The sequence below is a fragment of the Neorhizobium sp. IRS_2294 genome, from assembly GCF_050500145.1.
Classification (GTDB): Bacteria; Pseudomonadota; Alphaproteobacteria; order Rhizobiales; family Rhizobiaceae; genus Neorhizobium; species Neorhizobium soli.
Genome location: NZ_CP191440.1, coordinates 251,466 through 270,488, shown reverse-complemented (window position 1 = coordinate 270,488; position 19,023 = coordinate 251,466). Strand labels below are relative to the sequence as shown.

Here is a 19,023-nt window from a genome sequence, read left to right as displayed (position 1 = left end):
GAATTAAATAGCGTTGACGAACTGCCTCTTGTCAAGCCAATGTGAGCAAAACTTCAGCGAGTGCGGTTGACAATGATGCAAATGTCGTTTGAATTAATCCGCATAAGGGAAAAATTGAGGATGGTTGTTTCCCTTTGGAGGAGGAAGAATGACCTATCACCACAATGCAACGTCCTATACGGGCGTTCGGATCACTGCGCTCGCCGCAGCCACTGCACTTTCGACGCTTTTTCGGGACCAATACGGCAACTGCTGCACAAACGGTCGTCAAGTGGATGCACGTCGAAACCGTACCCGCCTATATCAAGACGTGGGAAGACATCGCCAAGAAGTATGAAACGCAGCATCCGGATGTCGATATCCAGCTGCAGTTTCTCGAAAACGAAGCGTTCAAGGCCAAGTTGCCGACGCTTCTGCAGTCCGACGCGGCGCCTGACTTCTTCTACAGCTGGGGTGGCGGCGTTCTTCGTCAGCAGTCGCAGACGGGCGCCCTGATGGACCTGACAGAGGCCATGAACGCAAACGGCGGCGAATGGGCCAAGACCTACAAGCCAGCCGCCGTCGCCGGCCTGACATTCGATGACAAGATCTATGCCGTCCCTTACCGAATGGGGACCGTCAGCTTCTTCTACAACAAGGAGTTGTTCGCCAAGGCAGGCGTCAAGGCCGAAGACATCAAGACCTGGGACGATTTCCTGGGAGCGGTCAAGACGTTGAAAGGTGCCGGCATCGCGCCGATTGCGGGCGGCGGCGGTGATAAGTGGCCGCTGCATTTCTACTGGAGCTTCCTCGTCATGCGCAATGGCGGCGAAGCAGTGTTCGAAGCCGCCAAGAATAAGGAAGGCGAAGGCTTCATGCACCCTGCGGTGATCAAGGCCGGCGAGCAACTGGCAGAGCTCGGGAAGCTTCAGCCTTTCCAGAACGGCTATCTCGGCGCCAACTGGCCGCAGACGCTTGGTGCGTTCGGCGATGGACGGGCTGCAATGCTTCTCGGCTTTGAAAATACCGAGCCAAACCAGCGCAAGAATGCCGGCGACGGCAAGGGGCTTGCTGCCGACAACATCGGCCGCTTCGGGTTCCCGATTGTCGAAGGCGGCGCCGGCAAAGCCACCGATACGCTGGGCGGGCTGAACGGCTGGGGCGTCAGCAAGAACGCTTCGCCGGCGGCTGTCGATTTCCTCCGCTTCCTGACCAGTCAGGAGATGGAGCGGCAGATGGCCTCCGAAGGGATGATCATTCCTGCGGCTGTCGATGCCGAGGAAGGCTTGAAAAACCCGCTGATGCGGGAATCTGCCGACCAGCTCGCCGCATCCACCTGGCACCAGAACTTCTTCGACCAGGATCTCGGTCCATCGGTTGGCCGCGTCGTCAATGATGTCTCGGTGGAAATTCTTGCCGGGCAGATGACAGCCGAAGAGGGAGCGCAGGCAATCCAGGACGCGACCGAACTGGAGTAAGCCGACGAGCCGGTGGCGGCAGCGCCGTCACCGGCAACGGCACTTCTGAATTGGTGCGACAAGGATAGACCGGATGAACAACATGACCGCGAAGATCAGCGGCGCCTCCGTCATGGGTGTGCCGGAAAAGGTCCGCTACAAAAGCCCGACCGCGCGTGGCAGATTGCCGGCGCTGATCATCTTCCTGCCGCCTGCCCTGCTTCTGTTCACGCTCTTTGTGATCCTGCCCATGGGCGAAGCCGCGTGGTACAGTTTCTATCGCTGGAACGGCTACGGCACGCCGACCGAATTTGTGGGCGTTCGCAATTTCGAGGTGCTGTTCAACAACGCCGCCTTTTCGACTGCTTTGATCAACAATGGCCTGATCATCGTCGTGTCCCTGCTGCTGCAGGTGCCGCTGGCAATCTGGCTCGCTGTGATGCTCGGCAAGAAAATCAGGGGCGTCGTCGCATTCCGGCTGATCTTCTTTCTACCTTATGTTCTGGCCGATGTGGCCGCCGGCCTCATCTGGCGCTTCGTCTATGACGGCGACTACGGATTGTTCGCCGCAATCGCCGGCTTTCTCGGCGTCGCGACACCCTATGTTCTGGCCGACAGGGATCTTGCGATCTACGCGGTGCTGGCGGTCGTCATCTGGAAATATTTCGGCTTTCACATGATGCTGTTCATCGCCGGCCTCCAGTCGATCGACAAGAGCGTCATGGAAGCGGCCGAAATCGACGGTGCCACTGGCTGGCAGAAATTCCGCTACGTTACCCTGCCCTTGCTCGGGTCGACCGTGCGTCTCTCCGTCTTCTTTGCCATCATCGGATCGCTGCAGCTGTTCGACCTGATCATGCCGCTGACCGGCGGCGGTCCGTCGAACTCGACGCAGACCATGGTCACCTTTCTCTACACCTACGGCGTCACGCGCATGCAGGTCGGATTGGGAAGCGCCGTCGGCGTCGTCCTGTTCGTCATTTGTGTAACGATCGCCTTCGGTTACAAAAGGATATTCATGCGAAATGACTGACACATCGTCCACAGTCCGCGTGTCCACGGCCACGCGCCTCTATGTCTATGTTTCGCTGTCGCTGGTCGCTGCCGTCGTGCTGGTTCCGCTGGTCACGACGGCGCTAGGCGGCTTCAAGACGCTTGGCGACCTCCGGCTCAATCCGTTCGGGCTGCCCAGCGAATGGGTCTGGTCCAACTACATCGATATCCTGTTCGGCGAGCGCTACTGGCGCCAGATGATGAACTCGCTGATCATCGCCGGTGTCACCGTGTTCCTCACATTGGTCGTCTCGTCGATGGCGGCCTTCTGCTTTGCGCATATCCGCTTCTTCGGCTCAAACCAGTTGCTCAACTACTTTCTGATCGGGCTGATGTTTCCGGCAGCAACGGCAATTCTCCCGCTGTTCATCCGTATTCGCGATCTTGGCCTGCTCGACTCCTATTGGGGCGTGATCCTGCCGCAGGTCGCATTCGGGCTCGGTATGAGCATCCTTCTGTTCCGCAACTATTTCCGCAACCTGCCGGAAGAGCTGTTCCAGGCGGCCTTTGTCGATGGCTGCGGCTATATCCGCTTCTTCTGGTACATATCGCTGCCGCTATCGCGGCCGATCGTGGCTACGGTTGGCATCGTCACCTTCGTCAGCAGTTGGAACAGCTACATCCTGCCGTTGATCATGCTGAATACCGAAAGCAAATATCCGTGGCCTCTCGGCATCATGGTCTATCGCGGCGAGTTCGGCACCGATTGGCAGCTGGTGCTTGCCTTCATCACGCTCACCATCCTGCCGACGATCATCGTCTTCTTCCTGGCCCAGAAACACATCATCGCAGGCCTAACCGCCGGCGCCGTAAAGTCTTGAAATGAGGGATTAGCATCATGGCATCGGTTGGCCTTACAAACGTTCGCAAGAGCTACGGCGCGCTTCAAGTGGTGCACGATATCTCGCTGTCGGTCGATGACGGCGAATTCATCGCCCTGGTCGGGCCGTCAGGCTGCGGAAAGTCGACGCTGCTTCGCATGATCGCCGGGCTCGAGGACATCAGCGAGGGCGAAATCACGATCGGTGGAACTGTGGTCAACGCTATGACGCCGCGGGAACGCAACATCGCGATGGTCTTCCAGTCCTACGCACTCTACCCGCACATGACGGTCGGCGAGAACATGGGCTTCAACCTCAAGCTTGCCGGTGTCACCAAGCCTGACATCGCGACCCGCGTCGGAGAAGCTGCCCGCATGCTGGCGCTCGAGGATCTGCTGGACCGCAAGCCCAGCCAGCTTTCCGGCGGGCAACGGCAGCGCGTCGCGATGGGACGGGCGATCGTTCGCGATCCGGCAGTCTTTCTGTTCGACGAACCCTTGTCCAATCTCGACGCCAAACTGCGCGTGCAGATGCGCACCGAGATCAAGGCGTTGCACCAGAAGGTCGGGACGACGTCCATCTATGTGACGCATGACCAGATCGAAGCGATGACCCTTGCCGACCGGATCGTGGTCCTCAATTCCGGCCGCATCGAGCAGGTCGGCACGCCGATGGAGCTCTACCGGACACCCGCCAACCTCTTCGTCGCGGGCTTCATCGGCTCACCCGCGATGAACCTTCTCGACGGCACGATCGACGGCGAAAACGACAGGCCGGTCGTTCGTCTGGCAGAAGGATCCGCAATCGACATTTCACCGCTGCGCAAGGTGCGACACGGCCAGAGCGTCAAGCTCGGGCTCCGCCCCGAACACCTGACGGCCGGCGGCGACAATATCGGTGGAGAAACGCTGCTCGTCGAACCGACGGGCGCCCAGACGCATGTGCTGTTTGAATTCGCTGGCCAGCAGATGACCGCCATTGTCGATGGAGACCATCCCGTGCGACACGGAACGCAGTTTCGCGCCGGCATCGACAAAAACCTCGTCTACGTCTTCGACCGGGAAAGCGGCGTGAGCCTCTGACGCCGATTCAGCGCTGCACGTGATCGGGAGGGTCGTCTGCCCGCTCGGCTCACCTGCGTCACAATGTCCTTGTGGTTGCAACTCATTGCATGGGTTGCCGTAACTCATTATGACCTTGGGCTGCACGATGAGCTGATAGGCGAGATGATCCGGCGTTTTGGGCAGATTAGACAGGTAGGGTTGCGCATTCTCTGCAGCCTTGCGTTTCTGTTGCTCGGATTTGCCAATTCCCATCCGACCGCCAATGCGCGCTCGATCGAGACCATCGCGATTGCGTCCTACATCCTCCCGGACGGAAGTCTGCCTGATCTTTGCCTTCCCTCGGAAGCCGGGAAGCACCATAAAGGTGAAAGCAAGATCTCCTGCGACGCCTGCCGGCATGTGACGGCATCAATACTGCCACTGCCGACAGATACGTTGGGTGCGCCGATCCTGCGCGAGATCGTTCACGCCCATTCCGGAACCGACGAAAGCCCTCCTCGGTTCGTCCTGCTGACCGGCACCTCGGCCAGAGGGCCCCCTCTTCGTAGCTGATCAGAAAGAAAACCAATTCTGCTACGTCAAAGGCGAATACCCATGTCGACAATCCGAGCGAAATTTCTTGTAGCGGCCGTGGCATTGATGCTGCCCAGCACCGCATCTTCCCAGCACATGCATGCACCCGGGACCGGCGATATCACGATCGAGTCCGCATATTCCCGCGCCATGCTGCCGGTGGCAAAGGTCGGCGGGGGGTACCTGACGATCAACAACTCCGGTGCGGCCGACCGGCTGGTTGGCGCAAAGTCGGATCGTGCCGAAGACGTCCAGATCCACGAGATGAAGATGACCGGCGCCGTGATGGAAATGCGGGAACTGGACAAGGGCATCCCCGTGCCGGCCAAGTCTACCGTCAAGCTGGAACCCGGTGGCTATCATCTCATGTTCACGAATGTCTCTAGACCTTTCAAGGAGGGCGAGACGCTGGCGGTCACGCTCATTTTTGAAAAGGCCGGGCCGATCGAGGTTGATTTTGCCGTCGGACCGTTTGCCGGTGCGCAAAGGCCTCACGCCGCTCATGAAGGTCACGACTGATGACGAAGAACCCGTTCATGCTGGTTGCCACAACGATCTCGGCAATCTTCATCACTGTCCTCGTCGGAATCCTCTTCTTCACGTTCAAGGATGAGCCAAGAAACACCACATTCAATACCGCGTTTTCTCTGATCAACGATCGGGGAGAAGCGGTCGATCAGTCGATCTTCAAGGGCAATCCGTCCTTGGTCTATTTCGGCTACACCCATTGCCCGGAAGCCTGCCCGACGACGCTTTATGAAGTTGCTGGATACCTCAAGGAACTGGGTGAAGACGGCCTGCCGATCAAAAGCTACCTGTTCACGGTCGATCCGGAACGGGACACTCCTGACATCATGAACGGCTATGTCACCGCCTTTTCCGACCGGATCACTGGGGTGACCGGAACGCCTGAAGAGATCCGGCGCGTCGTTGTCGGATGGCGCGCATTTGCGGAAAAGAAGCCGAACAAGAGTGGTGGCTATTCCATGAGCCACACGATGGACCTGTTCCTGATCGGTGCGGATGGCAGGTTGAAGGGGCTCATTCCCTATGGCTCGGATCCCGACGTCGCCATCAGCAAGATCCGCAGCGCGCTCCTGTAGTCTCACGAGCGGGGTCATAGCTCATGGCGGCCATCGAACCAATGTAGATGCCGACAGATACGCATCGCTTCTTAAATTAAGCCATGCTAATCTATTCTTAAGCGGTCTCTGACATTGCTTTTCCGCAAGTGTGGAAAGTGCCATGATCTCTGGTCGACATATCGGTCCGGCAAATCGTAAATCTGCACAGCAGGTTTTGACGAAAGGACTCGCGTCCGCCAAGGACGGCATCTTGTCGAAGCGACGACTTTCCGACGCCCTCTCAACCGATGCGATCTGGCCGGCATTTCAGCCGCTTGTCGATCTGCAGAGCGGTGCGATCATCGGCTTTGAGGTTCTTGCGCGTTGGACCGATTCTGAAGCAGGTGCCATCGCACCTTCAGATTTCATTCCGTTCGCCGAAACCAGCAATCTGATTGGCGCTTTGACGCAAAAGATCGTCCAGGATGCCTGTCGCAAAGCTGCAAGCTGGAGGGGAGACTTTGTCCTCGCGATCAACCTGTCGCCGACGCAGTTTCAGGACCCAGACCTCTTCCACTTTCTGGCTTCGATAATCTCGGAAACCGGGTTTCCGATGAACCGGATCCATATCGAAATGACGGAAAGCGCACTGCTCGATGACGATACAGTCGTCAGGGAAAACATAGCATCGCTCAAGTCTGCCGGCATGGGCATCTCCCTCGACGACTTCGGGACCGGCTTTGCCAGCCTGACGCGGCTTCACGCGTTCCCCTTCGACAAACTGAAGATCGACACAAGCTTCGTGCGCTCCATGCAGCATGACAGCGGCAGCCGGAAAATCGTCGCCTCGGTCATTGGGCTGGGGCAAAGCCTTGGCATGACGGTTGTTGCCGAAGGCGTTGAAACCGAAGAACAGGCAGAAATGCTGAAGCGTCTTGGTTGCGACGTTGGACAGGGGTGGCTGTTTGGCAGACCTGTCGACGGTGATGCGACAGAACGGCTTCTCGCTGTCAGCAAGCAGAAGCCACTCACGGAACGCCGCGGAACCGGCTCGCTGTTCCAGCGGGTCCATCAACTGGAAACGCTCTATGAGGCGGCACCGGTCGGCCTCTGCTTTCTCGATTCAGACTTGCACCATGTCAGTGTAAACAATCGGTTCGCTGCAATGCTGGGATTAACGCCCGAGCAGATGATCGGGCTCACCGTTCACAGTTTCATGCCGGCACGAGAGGCGCGCCGGGTCACCAAAGATCTTCAGCGAGTCCTTGCGGGCGAGCCTTTGATTGTGGACGAATATCGTCCGCCCGGAAGTGAGAACATTCTCCTCGTGGTGAACCAGCGGGTCGATGACGACGCAGGCGAGCCGATCGGCATTTCGGTCACGGCGATCGATGTTACCGGTCACAAATCGATGGAAAAGGCGCTGACCGAGACGGAAGACCACGCACGATGGTCGATCGAACTCAGCCCGAACATTCCCTGGTCGAGCGATGCCGAAGGCATTGTCAATTTCATGGGGCCAACGCCAGACCCGACGATGTCCAGGATGCGTGACCGGATCGCGGACTGGTACGGTCGGATGCATCCGGACGACAGTTTGCGGGTTCGGCGGGAATGGCTTGGATGGCTGCCATCCGGCGACCCATTCGAAACCAGGTTTCGCATGCGTCTGCACGACGACAGCTGGCGATGGATGGTCAGTCGGGCAAAGCCTCATCGCGATGCGACCGGCAAGATCGTGAAATGGTACGGCACCATCACCGAGATCGTGCCCACGGAGGTCCCGCTGGACGGGAAAGTATCCGTGAAGGCTCCTCATGTCTGGCATGATCCGGACCAGGCTGATGTCCTGCCGACGCAACACTTGATCTCAATGCTGATGAGGATGTTTGAGTCCGCGCCCATTGCCATGGCCATCACGACGAGCGACACGAAAACCTCGAGCTACGTCAAAGTCAACGATGCCTATCTGAAGCTCACCGGCCTGAAATGGGACGAGATCAACGGAAAGAAGCTGATTTCCGAGGGTGCCGCGATCGACAATCCCGCCCGCGACAGACGGCACCGGCTATTGCGCGAGGACGGCGCCTACGAGCTCGAAGATGTTGAAATTGCGCATTCGGATGGTACGATCATCCCAACCCTGATTTCGGCGCAACGCACGATCGTCGATGGCGTTTCATTCGATGTGGAGGTCATTGTCGATGTGTCTGCCCGCGTCAGGCAGCAGCGCGCTATCGAAAGCGCTCTGAAAACCTCCGCGCAGACCGATGCCCTGTCAGGACTCCCAAACCGAGCCTGTTTCGATGAAGTTGTCGCCGGAGAGGTTGCCCGCAACCTGCTCAATGACAGAAAGCTCGCCATCGCCTACATCGATCTCAACGGCTTCAAGATCGTCAACGACAGTCTGGGGCATTCCGCAGGCGACGAAGTCCTGCGAACGATCTCGGCGAGACTTCGCGAAAGTTTCCGAGCGACGGATTTCATCGCCAGGGTCGGAGGAGACGAGTTTGCTATTCTTCTCGACATGGATCGCAAGTACGCGGGAGATATGCAGACGCATATTCAGGAAACGATGGAAAGGGTGTTCAAGCCGATCCCCATCGATGGCCAGGTGACATTCACGGGTGCCGCGGTCGGCGTTACGTTCCTCCAGGCCGAAGACACGCCGCAAACCTATGTCAAACGCGCTGACGACTATATGTATCTGGCGAAAGCCACCGGAAAACGGGTGGCCGTCGTGTGTTTCGGTCAGGTTCTCGATCGCCCGACGACGCATAAAGTGGACCGGACGAACGGTGTTCATGACGGCTGAAGTGTGTCGACGGCCGAACTATCGGCAGCCGATATTTCGAGGTGTTGTGCCAACCCCTTTCATGCAGGGCAGGTCTGGATACCTATCCAGACTGCCGCGATCGTCGTCAGTCCGGCGCGACTGACGACGGAGGTCGGATTGTGGCGGCATCGTCGGCCGCTGCATCGTTCTCTCCACCAAACGCGGCATCAGCCTGCTGGTTGACCTTGGTCACATCGTCGCTTTCCTGATCCGACATGTCGGCTGGATGCTCGGAGCGCTTCCAGTGATCGTCATGGGACCCTTCAGGACGGCCTTCTTCCTCCCACAGTCTGTAGGCCCGTTCGCGCTGTTCCTGTTCTCTATCGGTCATGGTTGCTCCTCCTAAGTTGCGAAGACATAACCAGCGGACGGACCCCGGGTTTCCGGGAGGCGGATGACATACAATAAAATTTTTGTCAGCTCGCCGCGCAGGCTCTGCCGGACAGCGATCGCAAGCGATTGACAAAGGCCGTTTCTTTGTCCAACCTTGGCGTCATTCCGAGGGGAGCATCGAACGGTGCTGAGATGGCGGTGAGCCGGACCCTTGAACCTGATCCGGGTCATACCGGCGTAGGAACGGAAACGGCGCAATACCGCACCTCTTTCTTATTCTCCGCTCGCCTGGATCTCCATGATGTCAAGGTCAGGAGATCAGCCATGCTTACGCTCTCGAGAGATTCCCATATAGGACGAATGCGGTTCGACGGTTTCACGCCTCAGCACTGACATGCACTCCCGGTTCGCAGCCCTCGGGCTTTTTCTGCTGCTGGTAAGCTGGCAGATAGCCGTTCAGGTCTTTTCGCCGCCACGCTATCTTTTGCCGTCACCGCTCGCGGTGGTGCAGGCATTGGTGCGTCAGAGCAGCTTCCTCGCTCATCATACCGCTGTCACCATCACCGAGATTTTTGCAGGTCTCGTCGCCGGCAGCATCTTCGGTGCGGCGGTCGCGTTTCTCGTTGTGGCATTCCCGCGGGCCGGCAGGCTTGCCTGGCCGATCATCCTTATCCTGCAGACCTTTCCGGTCTTCGTGCTGGCACCCATCCTGGTGCTTTGGCTCGGTTTCGGCATGGCGTCGAAAGTGATGATGACGATGCTCGTCATCTTCTTCCCGGTCGCCTCCGCCTTCGCAGATGGCCTGAGGCGGACGGAACCAGCGATTCTGGAAGCCGCCGCGCTGACAAGCGCGACGCCCTGGCAGATCCTTGTGCGGCTCCGAACACCGCTTGCGCTGCCGGCGCTCGTGTCCGGTCTGCGCGTCGCCGTGCCGCTCGCGCCGCTGGGTGCCGTGATCGGCGAATGGGTCGGGGCTTCAGCCGGGCTCGGCTTTGTCATGGTTCAGGCGAACGCCCGGATGCAGACCGACACCGTTTTCGCAGCCATGACCATCCTGGCCCTGACCAGCGTCGCGCTGCGCCTGGGTTTCGACCGTCTCGTAAAGGGACGCCCCCATTGGGCAATCGAGACCGAACAACAGACACAGTTATCATCGTGAGGAGAGACGACCACCCATGAAACGCATGCTTCTGGCCTTTGCCATTGCCCTATCCGTGAGCATGATTGCGTCCGCTAGCCAGGCGGCAGAAAAACTCACCGTCATGCTCGAATGGTTTGTGAACCCGGACCATGCGCCGCTCGTGATTGCCGCCGAAAACGGCTATTTCGAAGCCGCCGGCCTCGATGTCGAGCTGGTGCCTCCCGCCGACCCATCGACGGTGCCTCGCCTCGTTGCCGCCGGCCAGGCCGATATCGGCATCCACTACCAACCGAACCTCTATCTCGATCGTGCAGTCGGCCTGCCGCTCAAGCGGATCGGTACCCTCGTCGAAACGCCCTTGAATACGGTGACGGTTCTCGCCGATGGCCCGATCAAGAGCCTCAAGGATCTGCGCGGCAAGAAGGTCGGCTTTTCCGTCACGGGTTTCGAAGACGCGATGCTGAAGCGCATGCTCGAGGGCGAAGGCATTGGGCTTACCGAGGTCGAACTGATCAACGTCAATTTCGCCCTCTCGCCATCGCTGATCGGCGGCAAGGTCGACGCCACGCTTGGCGGCTTCAGAAACTTCGAACTGACGCAGATGCGGATCGAAGGGCACGAGGGTCGTTCCTTCTTTCCGGAAGAACACGGCGTCCCTGTTTATGACGAGCTGATCTTCGTGACGCGCGACGCGCTTGCGACAGATCCCCGCCTCCCCCGCTTTCTCGAATCCGTCGAGAAGGCTGCGATCTTCCTGACCAATCACCCGGACAATGCCTGGAAGCTGTTCATCAAGGCCTATCCCAACCTCGACGACCAGCTCAATCGGCAGGCGTTCACCGATACGCTGCCACGTTTCGCCAAACGGCCTGCAGCGCTTGATCGCGGCAGATACCAGCGTTTCGGTGAGTTCATGGCAGCGAGCGGCCTCATTCCGCAGGCGCCGCCGGTCGAAGATCTAGCGATCGAAATCCGGTGATGACAATGAACAATTCCCCGACGCCGCAACAGGCCGGCGATCGCCTGGCACGTGTGCGGGCCCGGCGCCCACGCGTCCATTGCCTGATGAACACGGTGGTGCAGAAATTCGTTGCTGACGGCATCACTGCAATCGGCGCCATCCCCTCGATGACCTCCTCCCCGGACGAAATCGTCGGCTTCGTCTCGAAGGCTGATGTCCTCGTCGTCAATCTCGGCACGCTGGATGCTGATCGCCGCAAAGTGATCGAACTGGCTGTCGAGGTCGCAAACGATCATGGAAAACCCTGGGTCCTCGATCCCGTTCATAGCGACTATTCCCCCGTGCGGCTGGAGTTTGCAAAGACATTGATCGCCCGCCGCCCAACAGTACTGCGTGGCAACAGCGCGGAGATGGCGCTGTTCGGAGACATTGGCGAAACACTGAAAATCGAGACCGGCGCTCACGACCGCCTGACGGATGGCGCGCGAACCGCCACTGTTCGGAATGGCCATCAATGGATGGCGGATGTCACCGGGACCGGTTGCCTGTCAGGTGGCATCATCGCAGCGTATCTGGCCGTCGAACCGGAAGCCATGGCTGCGGCGGCTGCGGCACTAGCGACGACCGGCGTCGCCGCCGAACAGGCCGCCGGGCACGCGCGCGGCCCCGGCAGTTTCGGCATCGCGTTTCTGGATGCGCTCTCGGCGCTCACTCCCGACGAGCTCAGTCTGCACGGAAGGATCGACCATGAAATTTGACTACCGACTGAACCCGATCGTCGATGCCGGTCTTTCCGATAGCGGCGATCTCGTGGACCTCGCCGCGATCGCCGTCCGAAACGGCGCGACGCTGATCCAGTACCGCGACAAGGCCGGCTCCACCCGGCAGATGATCGCCATGGCCAAAAGCATCAAGGCCGCCCTTGAAGGCACCGGCGTGCCGCTTGTGATCAACGACCGTGTCGATGTGGCGCTCGCTTCAGGCGCCGACGGCGTGCATCTGGGTGCTGACGACATGGATGCCGGGACCGCACGCCGGCTGCTCGGCCCCGACGCCATCATCGGCCTCACCGTCAAGACACGTGCCGATGCGGAACGTGCCGGCCGGGCGCAGGCGAGCTATGCCTGTATCGGCGGGGTGTTCGAGACCTTGTCGAAACAGAACCTCGATCCACCGGTCGGCCTCGACGGTTTTCGGGATCTGCGCGAACGATTGCGACAACTGGATCCGACCCTCCCGGTCGGCGCGATCGCGGGCATCGGGCTGGAGCAGGTGCGCAGCGTCATCGAGGCCGGTGCCGACGGTGTCGCGGTCATTTCGGCAATCTTCCGCGCACCGGACCCTGCAGACGCCTGCCGGAGTTTTCGGCGCCGGGTGGAAGATGCCCTGAGCGAGGTAAAGCGATGACATCCGTTGCCATGACAATCGCCGGCTCCGACAGTGGCGGAGGCGCCGGCATCCAGGCCGATATCAAGACATTCTCCGCCCTCAACGTCTTCGCCACCAGCGTCATCACGGCCGTGACGGCGCAGAACACGCGGGGCGTGAGCGCCGTTGAAGACATCTCGCCGACAATGATCCGGGAGCAGATGCGCGCAGTGCTTGCCGATATCGAGGTCCATGCGATCAAGATCGGCATGGTTTCACGCTGCGAAACAATCCGCGCGGTTGCCGAGGGCCTGGCAGACTATCGCGGTCCTATGGTCCTCGATCCGGTCATGGTCGCGACCTCGGGAGACCGGCTGCTGCGCGAGGACGCAATCTCCGCCCTGATTGCCAGCCTCGTTCCGAAAGCGACGATCGTGACGCCGAACCTGCCGGAAGCTGCACTGCTGACCGGCATGCCGGTCGCCGAAACCCGGTCCGATATGACCCGTCAGGCGGAGATCATCCTCAACGCCGGAGCCCGTGCCGTGCTGATCAAGGGCGGGCATGGAATCGGCTGCGACAGCATCGATCTCCTCTTCGACCAGTCAGGCGTGACGGAGTTCTCGGCAGCCCGTGTCAATACGAAAAACGACCATGGCACAGGCTGCACACTTGCGGCGGCGATCACCGCCGGCCTCGCCCGCGGCCTCTCGCTGCACGAGTCCGTTGGAGCTGCGAAGACCTATCTTCAGGACGCTCTCATTGCCGGAAGAAACCTCTCGATCGGCGGCGGGCATGGCCCGGTCCACCACTTCCACAAATGGTGGCCAGCATGAGCCGAGCTATCGAGGGTCCTGCAAGGGCCGGACGCCTGGCGCAGTTCGCGTCGCGGCTTGCCTCGCCGGTTGCCCTCCTTGTCATTTGGCAGATCGCCAGCATGACGGGACTGCTGTCGCCGCGCATTCTGGCCGGACCGGGCGACATCGTCGCGACAGCCAGCCGCCTCATCGCGGCCGGTGAACTGATCAACGGGCTGATCGTATCGTTCCTGCGGGTGCTTGCAGGCTTTTCGATCGCGCTCGTCGCCGGGATTGTTCTGGCTCTGATCTCCGGCCTGTCTCGGTTCGGAGAAGCGGTGATAGACCCGCCGATCCAGATGCTGAAGGCCATGCCGTTCCTGGGTCTTCTGCCACTGTTCATCCTCTGGTTCGGGATCGGCGAGATGCCGAAGATCGGGCTCGTCGCCTTCGGCGCCATCTTTCCGATCTACCTCACCCTTTACGGCGGCATTCGCGGCATTGACAGGAAGCTGATCGAGGCGGGGCAGACAATGGACCTCGGCACGACAAGCATCATTCGCCATATTATCATTCCAGGCGCCCTGCCCTCGCTGCTCGTGGGCGTCCGATACGGCCTCAGCGTCGCCTGGCTCAGCCTCGTCGTCGGCGAACAGATCAATGCCGCAAGCGGCATCGGATACACCATTTCCTATGCCCGCGACTTCCTACAGACCGATGTCATCGTCGTCTGCCTTCTGGTCTACGCCATCCTGGGCCTGCTGACCGATGGCCTTGTTCGGACTATCGAGGCTTATGCGCTGCGCTGGCGTCCGGAGGCGATCGGTTGAGCCCCCTCGTCGACATCAGGCAACTCACCCGCTCGTTCGGCGCCACCGCAGTTCTCGGAGGCATCGACCTCACACTGACGCCCGGCGAATTCGTGGCCCTGCTCGGCCGCAGCGGTTCGGGGAAAACCACGCTTCTGCGCATTCTGGCCGGTCTCGACACCGCTCCAGCCGAAAAGCTTCAGCTCACCACACGGCGCTCGGTGGTTTTCCAGAAACCGCGACTGCTGCCGTGGAAAAGTGTCATCGACAATGTCGCGCTCGGTCTGCGCCACCCGGACGCCCGGACGCGAGCCACACAGGCACTGGAGGAAGTCGGCCTGTCCCACCGGGTCGATGCCTGGCCACTGACGCTCTCAGGCGGCGAGGCACAGCGGTCGGCGCTTGCGCGGGCTCTCGTGCGTGAACCCGAATTGCTGCTGCTGGACGAGCCCTTTGCCTCTCTCGATGCGCTGACGCGGTTGCGAATGCATGAGCTCGTCCTCGCGCTGTGGCGCAAACATCGTCCGGCGGTGCTGCTCGTCACCCACGACGTCTGGGAGGCCGTGGCGCTTGCAGACCGAATCCTGGTGCTCGATCAGGGACATTTCATCCGCGAAATCAATGTCGATATCGACCGCCCCCGCCGCCGCGACGACCGCAGAACGGGCCGCATCGAAGCGGCGCTGCTGGAAGATCTCGGCGTCCTCCCCACACAAGACTGACTTCCATGTGAAAACCGCAGATTGGACTGAGCTATGATTTCCAAGCGTACATTCCTTGCCGCTGTCACCCTCTTCAGTGCCGCCGCCGTGTTTGCCCCTCCTGTCCACGCAGCCGATCAGGTGGTGCGGATCGGTTGGTTGCGGGGACCCAACGACATCACGCTCGTCAAATCCCGCGGAACGTTGGAAAAGGCGCTGTCCGCAAAAGGCATCAAGGTCGAGTGGGCGGGCCCGTTCCCGGCGGCCGCACCTGCGTTCGAAGCGCTCAACGCCGGCAGCATCGATATCACCGCCGGCAGCTCGACCTCGGCAATTGCAGCCCTCTCGGCCAGGATCCCGCTGGTGATCTTTGCCTATCAGAAGATGGCGTCAGGCTCTGAGGGTATCGTGGCGACGAAGGGTTCCGGCATCGCCACCATCAGGGACCTGGCGGGCAAGAAGGTGGCGGTCAACCGCGGGGGCACAGGGGAATATCTGCTGATGCGCGGACTGGAGACGAACGGCATCGATCCTGCAAGCGTGGAACGCGTCTATCTCAGCCCCAGCGACAGCGGCCCGAGCTTCAGCCAGGGCCATGTCGACGCCTGGGCGACCTGGGATCCGTTCCTGACCATCGCGGAAAAGGCCTATGACGGCACGGTCATCGCCGATGGCGCCGCCATCAGGTCCGACAACGCTGTCGTTCTTGTCGCGAGCCCCGAATTCGCCAAGGATAAGGCCGATCAGCTGCAGCTCGTCTTCGATGTCATCAAAGCGGAAAACGCCTGGGCAGTCGCCAACAAGCCGGAGGCCGGGGCGATCTGGGCGAAGGAAATGAACGTACCGGCAGAACTCGGGGCGAAGATCGGCGAAAACAATGCGGTGCCGACGACAGCCGTTTCGCAATCGGCCGTAAAGCAGATCAACGCCGTCGCTGAGTGGTACGCCAAAAGCGGAATCATTCCGGCAGTGCCCGACATTGCTGACGGCGTCGTTGAGCTGAAGTAAGTCTCGACGGGCTCGCCCGGCCCCTGCGTCGCTCGGGGTCGATTGCCGGCAAAATCGTTGCTGCCCCGTGCGCGATGAAGCCATGCATCGAAAGTCCGTATCAGATGGGAAGATGGCCTCCCGGGAGAAGGCGATATTGCGATCGTTTCACCCGGGAGACCAGGTTTCAGGCCACTTCGCAGATATCGAGGATGGTCAGCATGTAGACGCGGATCATGTCGAGGAAATCGACGATGTCGACGCGCTCGTCCGGCATGGTGTTGTAGCGACCGCCGGGACCGCAGACGATGCCTTCCATGCTAAGCTCATGGTAGAGATGACCGGCATCTGTGCCGTAGAAACGCGTCGGCGTGATCGCGCCGGTCGGCTGCTGCTCCCCGCGGACAGCCTCATAGGCCGCGTTGATCGATGTGACGATGCGGCTATCCGGCGAAACTTCGAAGGGCGGCATCAGCGGGCGGCCCTCGATCATTTCTGGAACCAGCTTTGCCTTCAGGCCCGGGAAACGGCCTTCGAGTGCATGCAACTCATCGGCCAGATCGGCGAGAACGCCTTCCTGCGTCTGGCCCGGTGCATAACGGCACGACCCTTTGAGGCGAACGAAGTCGGCCACTTGCGGCGGACGCCATTCCTCGAGGTCGCGACCGAGCGCGCCGTGGACGACGCCCACATGGCCGCGGTTGATCGAGCGATGCACATCGCTTCTGGCGCCGCTGAAGGTCATCGCATTGATGCGCGGAATGATATCGCAGGCGGCGGCAATCGCGTCGACGGATTCCTCGCGCTTCGACAGGTGGCGGGTGTCGCCGGTCAGCTCGATGACATAGCTCAACGCTGCCGCGTGCATGGTGACGGCAACGAGGTCGCTCGGTTCGCTGTTGATGAAATAGTCGGCCTTCACGCCGCTTTTGATGGCCGCAAGTGTCCCGACGCCGCCCTGCAATTCGCCGACGACGAAGGTCAGGATCACGTCGCCCTTGAGCTTGACGCCCGCCTCGAGCAGCGTCTTTACCGCGCAGAAATAGGCGGCATCGCCGGCCTTCATGTTGGAAACGCCGATACCGTAGATGAATTTGTCGTCGACGAGCCCGGCATAGGGGTCGACGGTCCAGCCTTCGGTGACCGGATTGGTATCGAGATGGCCGTTGAACAGCAGGCTCTTGCCGCCGCCTTGGCCTTTCAGGCGACCGATCGTGTTGAACCGCCGGCCATCGTCGAAGGCCTGCAGCTCGGCTTCGACGCCGATCTTTGCAAGCTCAGCCGCCATCCAGCGTGCCAGAACCTTCTCGCCTTCGGTTTCCGAATGGCTCTTGTGCTGAACCATCTTCGACAGAAAATCGAGGCAGGCCTTTTCGTCGATCCGATCCACGAGGGATTTCGGGTCCATTGTCATGCTCCTTGATGCGGTATTACTGGTATTGAGCGGCGGCGCGCGGCACCGCCTCGATCAGGCGGCGGGTGTATTCCGCCCGGTCGGGACTATCGATCTCGGACGCCTTCACCACCTCGATCAGATCGCCGCGATACATGACGGCGATCCGGTGGGCGATCTGGCGGATCAGGTTGAGATCGTGGGTGATGAACAGGTATGCCGTGCCGCTGGCCTTCTGCAGTTCCAGCAGAAGCTCCACGACCGACGCCTGCACCGAGACGTCGAGCGCAGAGGTGATCTCGTCGCAGATGACCAGCTTCGGTTTGGAGGCGAAGGCACGGGCAATCGCCACGCGCTGTTTCTCACCGCCCGAGAGCTGATGCGGATAGCGGCTTGCGTGGGTGCGCGGCAGGCGCACCTGCTCCAGCATGTCCCCGACCTGTCTCTCGAGATCGCTGGTATCGCCGAACAGTTTCAGCGGACGCGAGAGGATCTCGAAAATCTTCTGACGCGGATTGAGCGAGGCATCCGGGTGCTGGAAGATGATCTGCACGTCCTTGCGATAGGCATTGTCCATATCGCCGAGATTGCGGATCTCGCGTCCTTCGAACCGGATCTTGCCCTCGAACCGGTTGAGGCCGGTCATGGCCTTGGCGAGCGTCGATTTGCCCGAGCCGGATTCTCCGACAATGCCGAGAATTTCTCCCGGACTGATGCTGAGGCTGATCGCATTGTTGCCGGTCACGCGCTCGGTCTTCCGGCCGGTCAGGGCGGAAAGGAACGGCTTGCGACCGAAATGGACGCTGACATTCTCGACCTCGACCAGCGGCTTGTCCGTCGGAGCGACATCATCGTTTACCAGCCGGCGGGCCGGATCGGGAACCGCGTTGATCAGCTCGCGGGTATAGTCCTGCTGCGGATTGGTGAAGATGTCACGCACCGTGCCCTGCTCGACGATCTCGCCGCGTTTGATGACGGCGACGCGGCCGGCGGTGCGGGCGACCAGTGCAAGGTCGTGGGAGATGTAGAGCGAGGCGACGCCGGTTTCGGCCTGCAGCTCAACGAAGAGGTCCAAGATCTGACGCGAGGTGATCACGTCGAGTGCCGTGGTCGGCTCGTCGAAGATGATGCATTCGGGATTGCAGGCGAAGGCCGATGCGATGACGACACGCTGCTTTTCACCACCGGATGCCTCATGCGGCATGCGGTGCATCATCTGGGCCGGCGTCTTCAGCCCGACATGGGCAAGCCGCGCCTCGCCTTCCGTCCAGGCCTGCTGCCAGGACAGGCCGCGGTGGCGAACGAGGACTTCGGCCAGCTGCTTGCCGAGCGAGAGGGTCGGATTGAGCGAAGTGCTCGGATCCTGGAACACCATGCTGATACGGCGTCCGCGAAACGTTTCCATTTCACGCTCCGCCTTTTCCATCAGATTGTCGGAGCCCAGCAAGATACGTCCCCCGGGCTCGCGGGCGTTCTTGGGCAGGTAGCGCATAATCGACCATGCAAGCGACGTCTTGCCGGATCCGGACTCGCCGACGAGGCCCAGGATCTCGCCGCGGTTGATGGCAAGATCGATGTTCTTCAGCGCGTGAAACGGGCCGTTCGCGGTCTCGTAATCGAGCGAATAGTTCTCGATTGTGAGAACTGGCGTAGCGGGCGAAGGGTGTTCAGTATTGGTCATTATTT

At 60.5% G+C, this 19,023-nt stretch carries 18 protein-coding genes, 1 pseudogene and 1 riboswitch; of the genes and pseudogenes, 16 read left to right on the top strand and 3 right to left on the bottom strand.

Annotated features, from left to right (window positions below):
• The first annotated feature begins 148 nt into the window (after positions 1 to 148).
• The 8 genes and pseudogenes from ACQY1K_RS18535 to ACQY1K_RS18500 all read left to right on the top strand — a co-directional run bounded on the left by ACQY1K_RS18535 (position 149) and on the right by ACQY1K_RS18500 (position 8,826).
• Positions 149 to 1,457 (top strand): annotated as a pseudogene (locus ACQY1K_RS18535) (ABC transporter substrate-binding protein).
• A 112-nt stretch (positions 1,458 to 1,569) separates the two neighbouring features.
• Positions 1,570 to 2,469, top strand: a complete 900-nt coding sequence (locus tag ACQY1K_RS18530; protein WP_092663466.1) for a carbohydrate ABC transporter permease — start codon at positions 1,570 to 1,572, stop codon at positions 2,467 to 2,469.
• Positions 2,462 to 3,310, top strand: coding sequence for a carbohydrate ABC transporter permease (locus tag ACQY1K_RS18525; RefSeq protein WP_062578048.1), 849 nt, complete (start codon positions 2,462 to 2,464; stop codon positions 3,308 to 3,310). Before ACQY1K_RS18530 ends, ACQY1K_RS18525 begins: the two co-directional genes overlap by 8 nt.
• Before the next feature lie 17 nt (positions 3,311 to 3,327).
• The gene (locus tag ACQY1K_RS18520) at positions 3,328 to 4,392 is read left to right on the top strand and encodes an ABC transporter ATP-binding protein (protein ID WP_430260150.1); all 1,065 of its coding nucleotides are present in this window, start codon (positions 3,328 to 3,330) and stop codon (positions 4,390 to 4,392) included.
• A gap of 180 nt (positions 4,393 to 4,572) precedes the next feature.
• Entirely contained in the window at positions 4,573 to 4,926 is a 354-nt protein-coding gene (locus ACQY1K_RS18515; protein ID WP_430260148.1) for a hypothetical protein, read from the top strand.
• Between the two features lie 42 nt (positions 4,927 to 4,968).
• On the top strand, positions 4,969 to 5,466 hold the full coding sequence (locus tag ACQY1K_RS18510; RefSeq protein WP_430260146.1) for a copper chaperone PCu(A)C: 498 nt from the start codon (positions 4,969 to 4,971) through the stop codon (positions 5,464 to 5,466).
• Positions 5,466 to 6,050, top strand: a complete 585-nt coding sequence (locus ACQY1K_RS18505) for an SCO family protein (RefSeq protein WP_430260144.1) — start codon at positions 5,466 to 5,468, stop codon at positions 6,048 to 6,050. Before ACQY1K_RS18510 ends, ACQY1K_RS18505 begins: the two co-directional genes overlap by 1 nt.
• Positions 6,051 to 6,282: 232 nt before the next feature.
• Positions 6,283 to 8,826, top strand: coding sequence for an EAL domain-containing protein (locus ACQY1K_RS18500; protein WP_430260142.1), 2,544 nt, complete (start codon positions 6,283 to 6,285; stop codon positions 8,824 to 8,826).
• Between the two features lie 106 nt (positions 8,827 to 8,932).
• Here the strand turns inward: ACQY1K_RS18500 and ACQY1K_RS18495 are convergent, their stop codons facing one another.
• Positions 8,933 to 9,178 (bottom strand): DUF2934 domain-containing protein, encoded by a 246-nt coding sequence (locus ACQY1K_RS18495; protein ID WP_062459613.1) that lies wholly within the window; start codon positions 9,176 to 9,178, stop codon positions 8,933 to 8,935.
• 160 nt (positions 9,179 to 9,338) lie between these two features.
• A riboswitch (TPP riboswitch) is annotated at positions 9,339 to 9,441 on the top strand.
• Positions 9,442 to 9,574: 133 nt separating this feature from the next.
• Between ACQY1K_RS18495 and ACQY1K_RS18490 the strand changes: the two genes are divergently transcribed.
• From ACQY1K_RS18490 to ACQY1K_RS18455, 8 genes are read left to right on the top strand one after another with little or no spacing between them, the layout of a single operon-like run.
• Positions 9,575 to 10,339, top strand: coding sequence for an ABC transporter permease (locus ACQY1K_RS18490; RefSeq protein WP_430260140.1), 765 nt, complete (start codon positions 9,575 to 9,577; stop codon positions 10,337 to 10,339).
• A gap of 16 nt (positions 10,340 to 10,355) precedes the next feature.
• Positions 10,356 to 11,300: an ABC transporter substrate-binding protein gene (locus ACQY1K_RS18485; RefSeq protein ID WP_430260138.1), complete on the top strand. Its 945-nt coding sequence runs from the start codon at positions 10,356 to 10,358 to the stop codon at positions 11,298 to 11,300.
• The gene (locus ACQY1K_RS18480) at positions 11,300 to 12,040 is read left to right on the top strand and encodes a hydroxyethylthiazole kinase (protein ID WP_430253686.1); all 741 of its coding nucleotides are present in this window, start codon (positions 11,300 to 11,302) and stop codon (positions 12,038 to 12,040) included. Before ACQY1K_RS18485 ends, ACQY1K_RS18480 begins: the two co-directional genes overlap by 1 nt.
• Positions 12,030 to 12,689 carry a thiamine phosphate synthase gene (gene thiE / locus ACQY1K_RS18475; protein ID WP_430260136.1) on the top strand — a complete coding sequence of 220 codons (660 nt, stop codon included), beginning with the start codon at positions 12,030 to 12,032 and terminating at the stop codon, positions 12,687 to 12,689. The genes ACQY1K_RS18480 and thiE overlap by 11 nt, the downstream gene beginning before the upstream one ends.
• A complete protein-coding gene (gene thiD, locus ACQY1K_RS18470; protein WP_430260134.1) occupies positions 12,686 to 13,486 on the top strand; it encodes a bifunctional hydroxymethylpyrimidine kinase/phosphomethylpyrimidine kinase in 801 nt (266 codons plus the stop codon). The genes thiE and thiD overlap by 4 nt, the downstream gene beginning before the upstream one ends.
• Entirely contained in the window at positions 13,483 to 14,277 is a 795-nt protein-coding gene (locus ACQY1K_RS18465; RefSeq protein ID WP_430260132.1) for an ABC transporter permease subunit, read from the top strand. Before thiD ends, ACQY1K_RS18465 begins: the two co-directional genes overlap by 4 nt.
• Positions 14,253 to 14,978, top strand: a complete 726-nt coding sequence (locus ACQY1K_RS18460; RefSeq protein WP_430260591.1) for an ABC transporter ATP-binding protein — start codon at positions 14,253 to 14,255, stop codon at positions 14,976 to 14,978. Before ACQY1K_RS18465 ends, ACQY1K_RS18460 begins: the two co-directional genes overlap by 25 nt.
• A 33-nt stretch (positions 14,979 to 15,011) precedes the next feature.
• Complete coding sequence (locus ACQY1K_RS18455) at positions 15,012 to 15,965, top strand: aliphatic sulfonate ABC transporter substrate-binding protein (protein ID WP_430260130.1); 954 nt, start codon at positions 15,012 to 15,014, stop codon at positions 15,963 to 15,965.
• Between the two features lie 166 nt (positions 15,966 to 16,131).
• Here the strand turns inward: ACQY1K_RS18455 and ACQY1K_RS18450 are convergent, their stop codons facing one another.
• Both ACQY1K_RS18450 and nikE read right to left on the bottom strand, forming a co-directional pair.
• Positions 16,132 to 17,352, bottom strand: coding sequence for a M20 family metallopeptidase (locus ACQY1K_RS18450; protein WP_430260128.1), 1,221 nt, complete (start codon positions 17,350 to 17,352; stop codon positions 16,132 to 16,134).
• A 22-nt stretch (positions 17,353 to 17,374) separates the two neighbouring features.
• Positions 17,375 to 19,018: a nickel ABC transporter ATP-binding protein NikE gene (nikE, locus tag ACQY1K_RS18445; RefSeq protein WP_430260126.1), complete on the bottom strand. Its 1,644-nt coding sequence runs from the start codon at positions 19,016 to 19,018 to the stop codon at positions 17,375 to 17,377.
• Between the last annotated feature and the right edge of the window lie 5 nt (positions 19,019 to 19,023).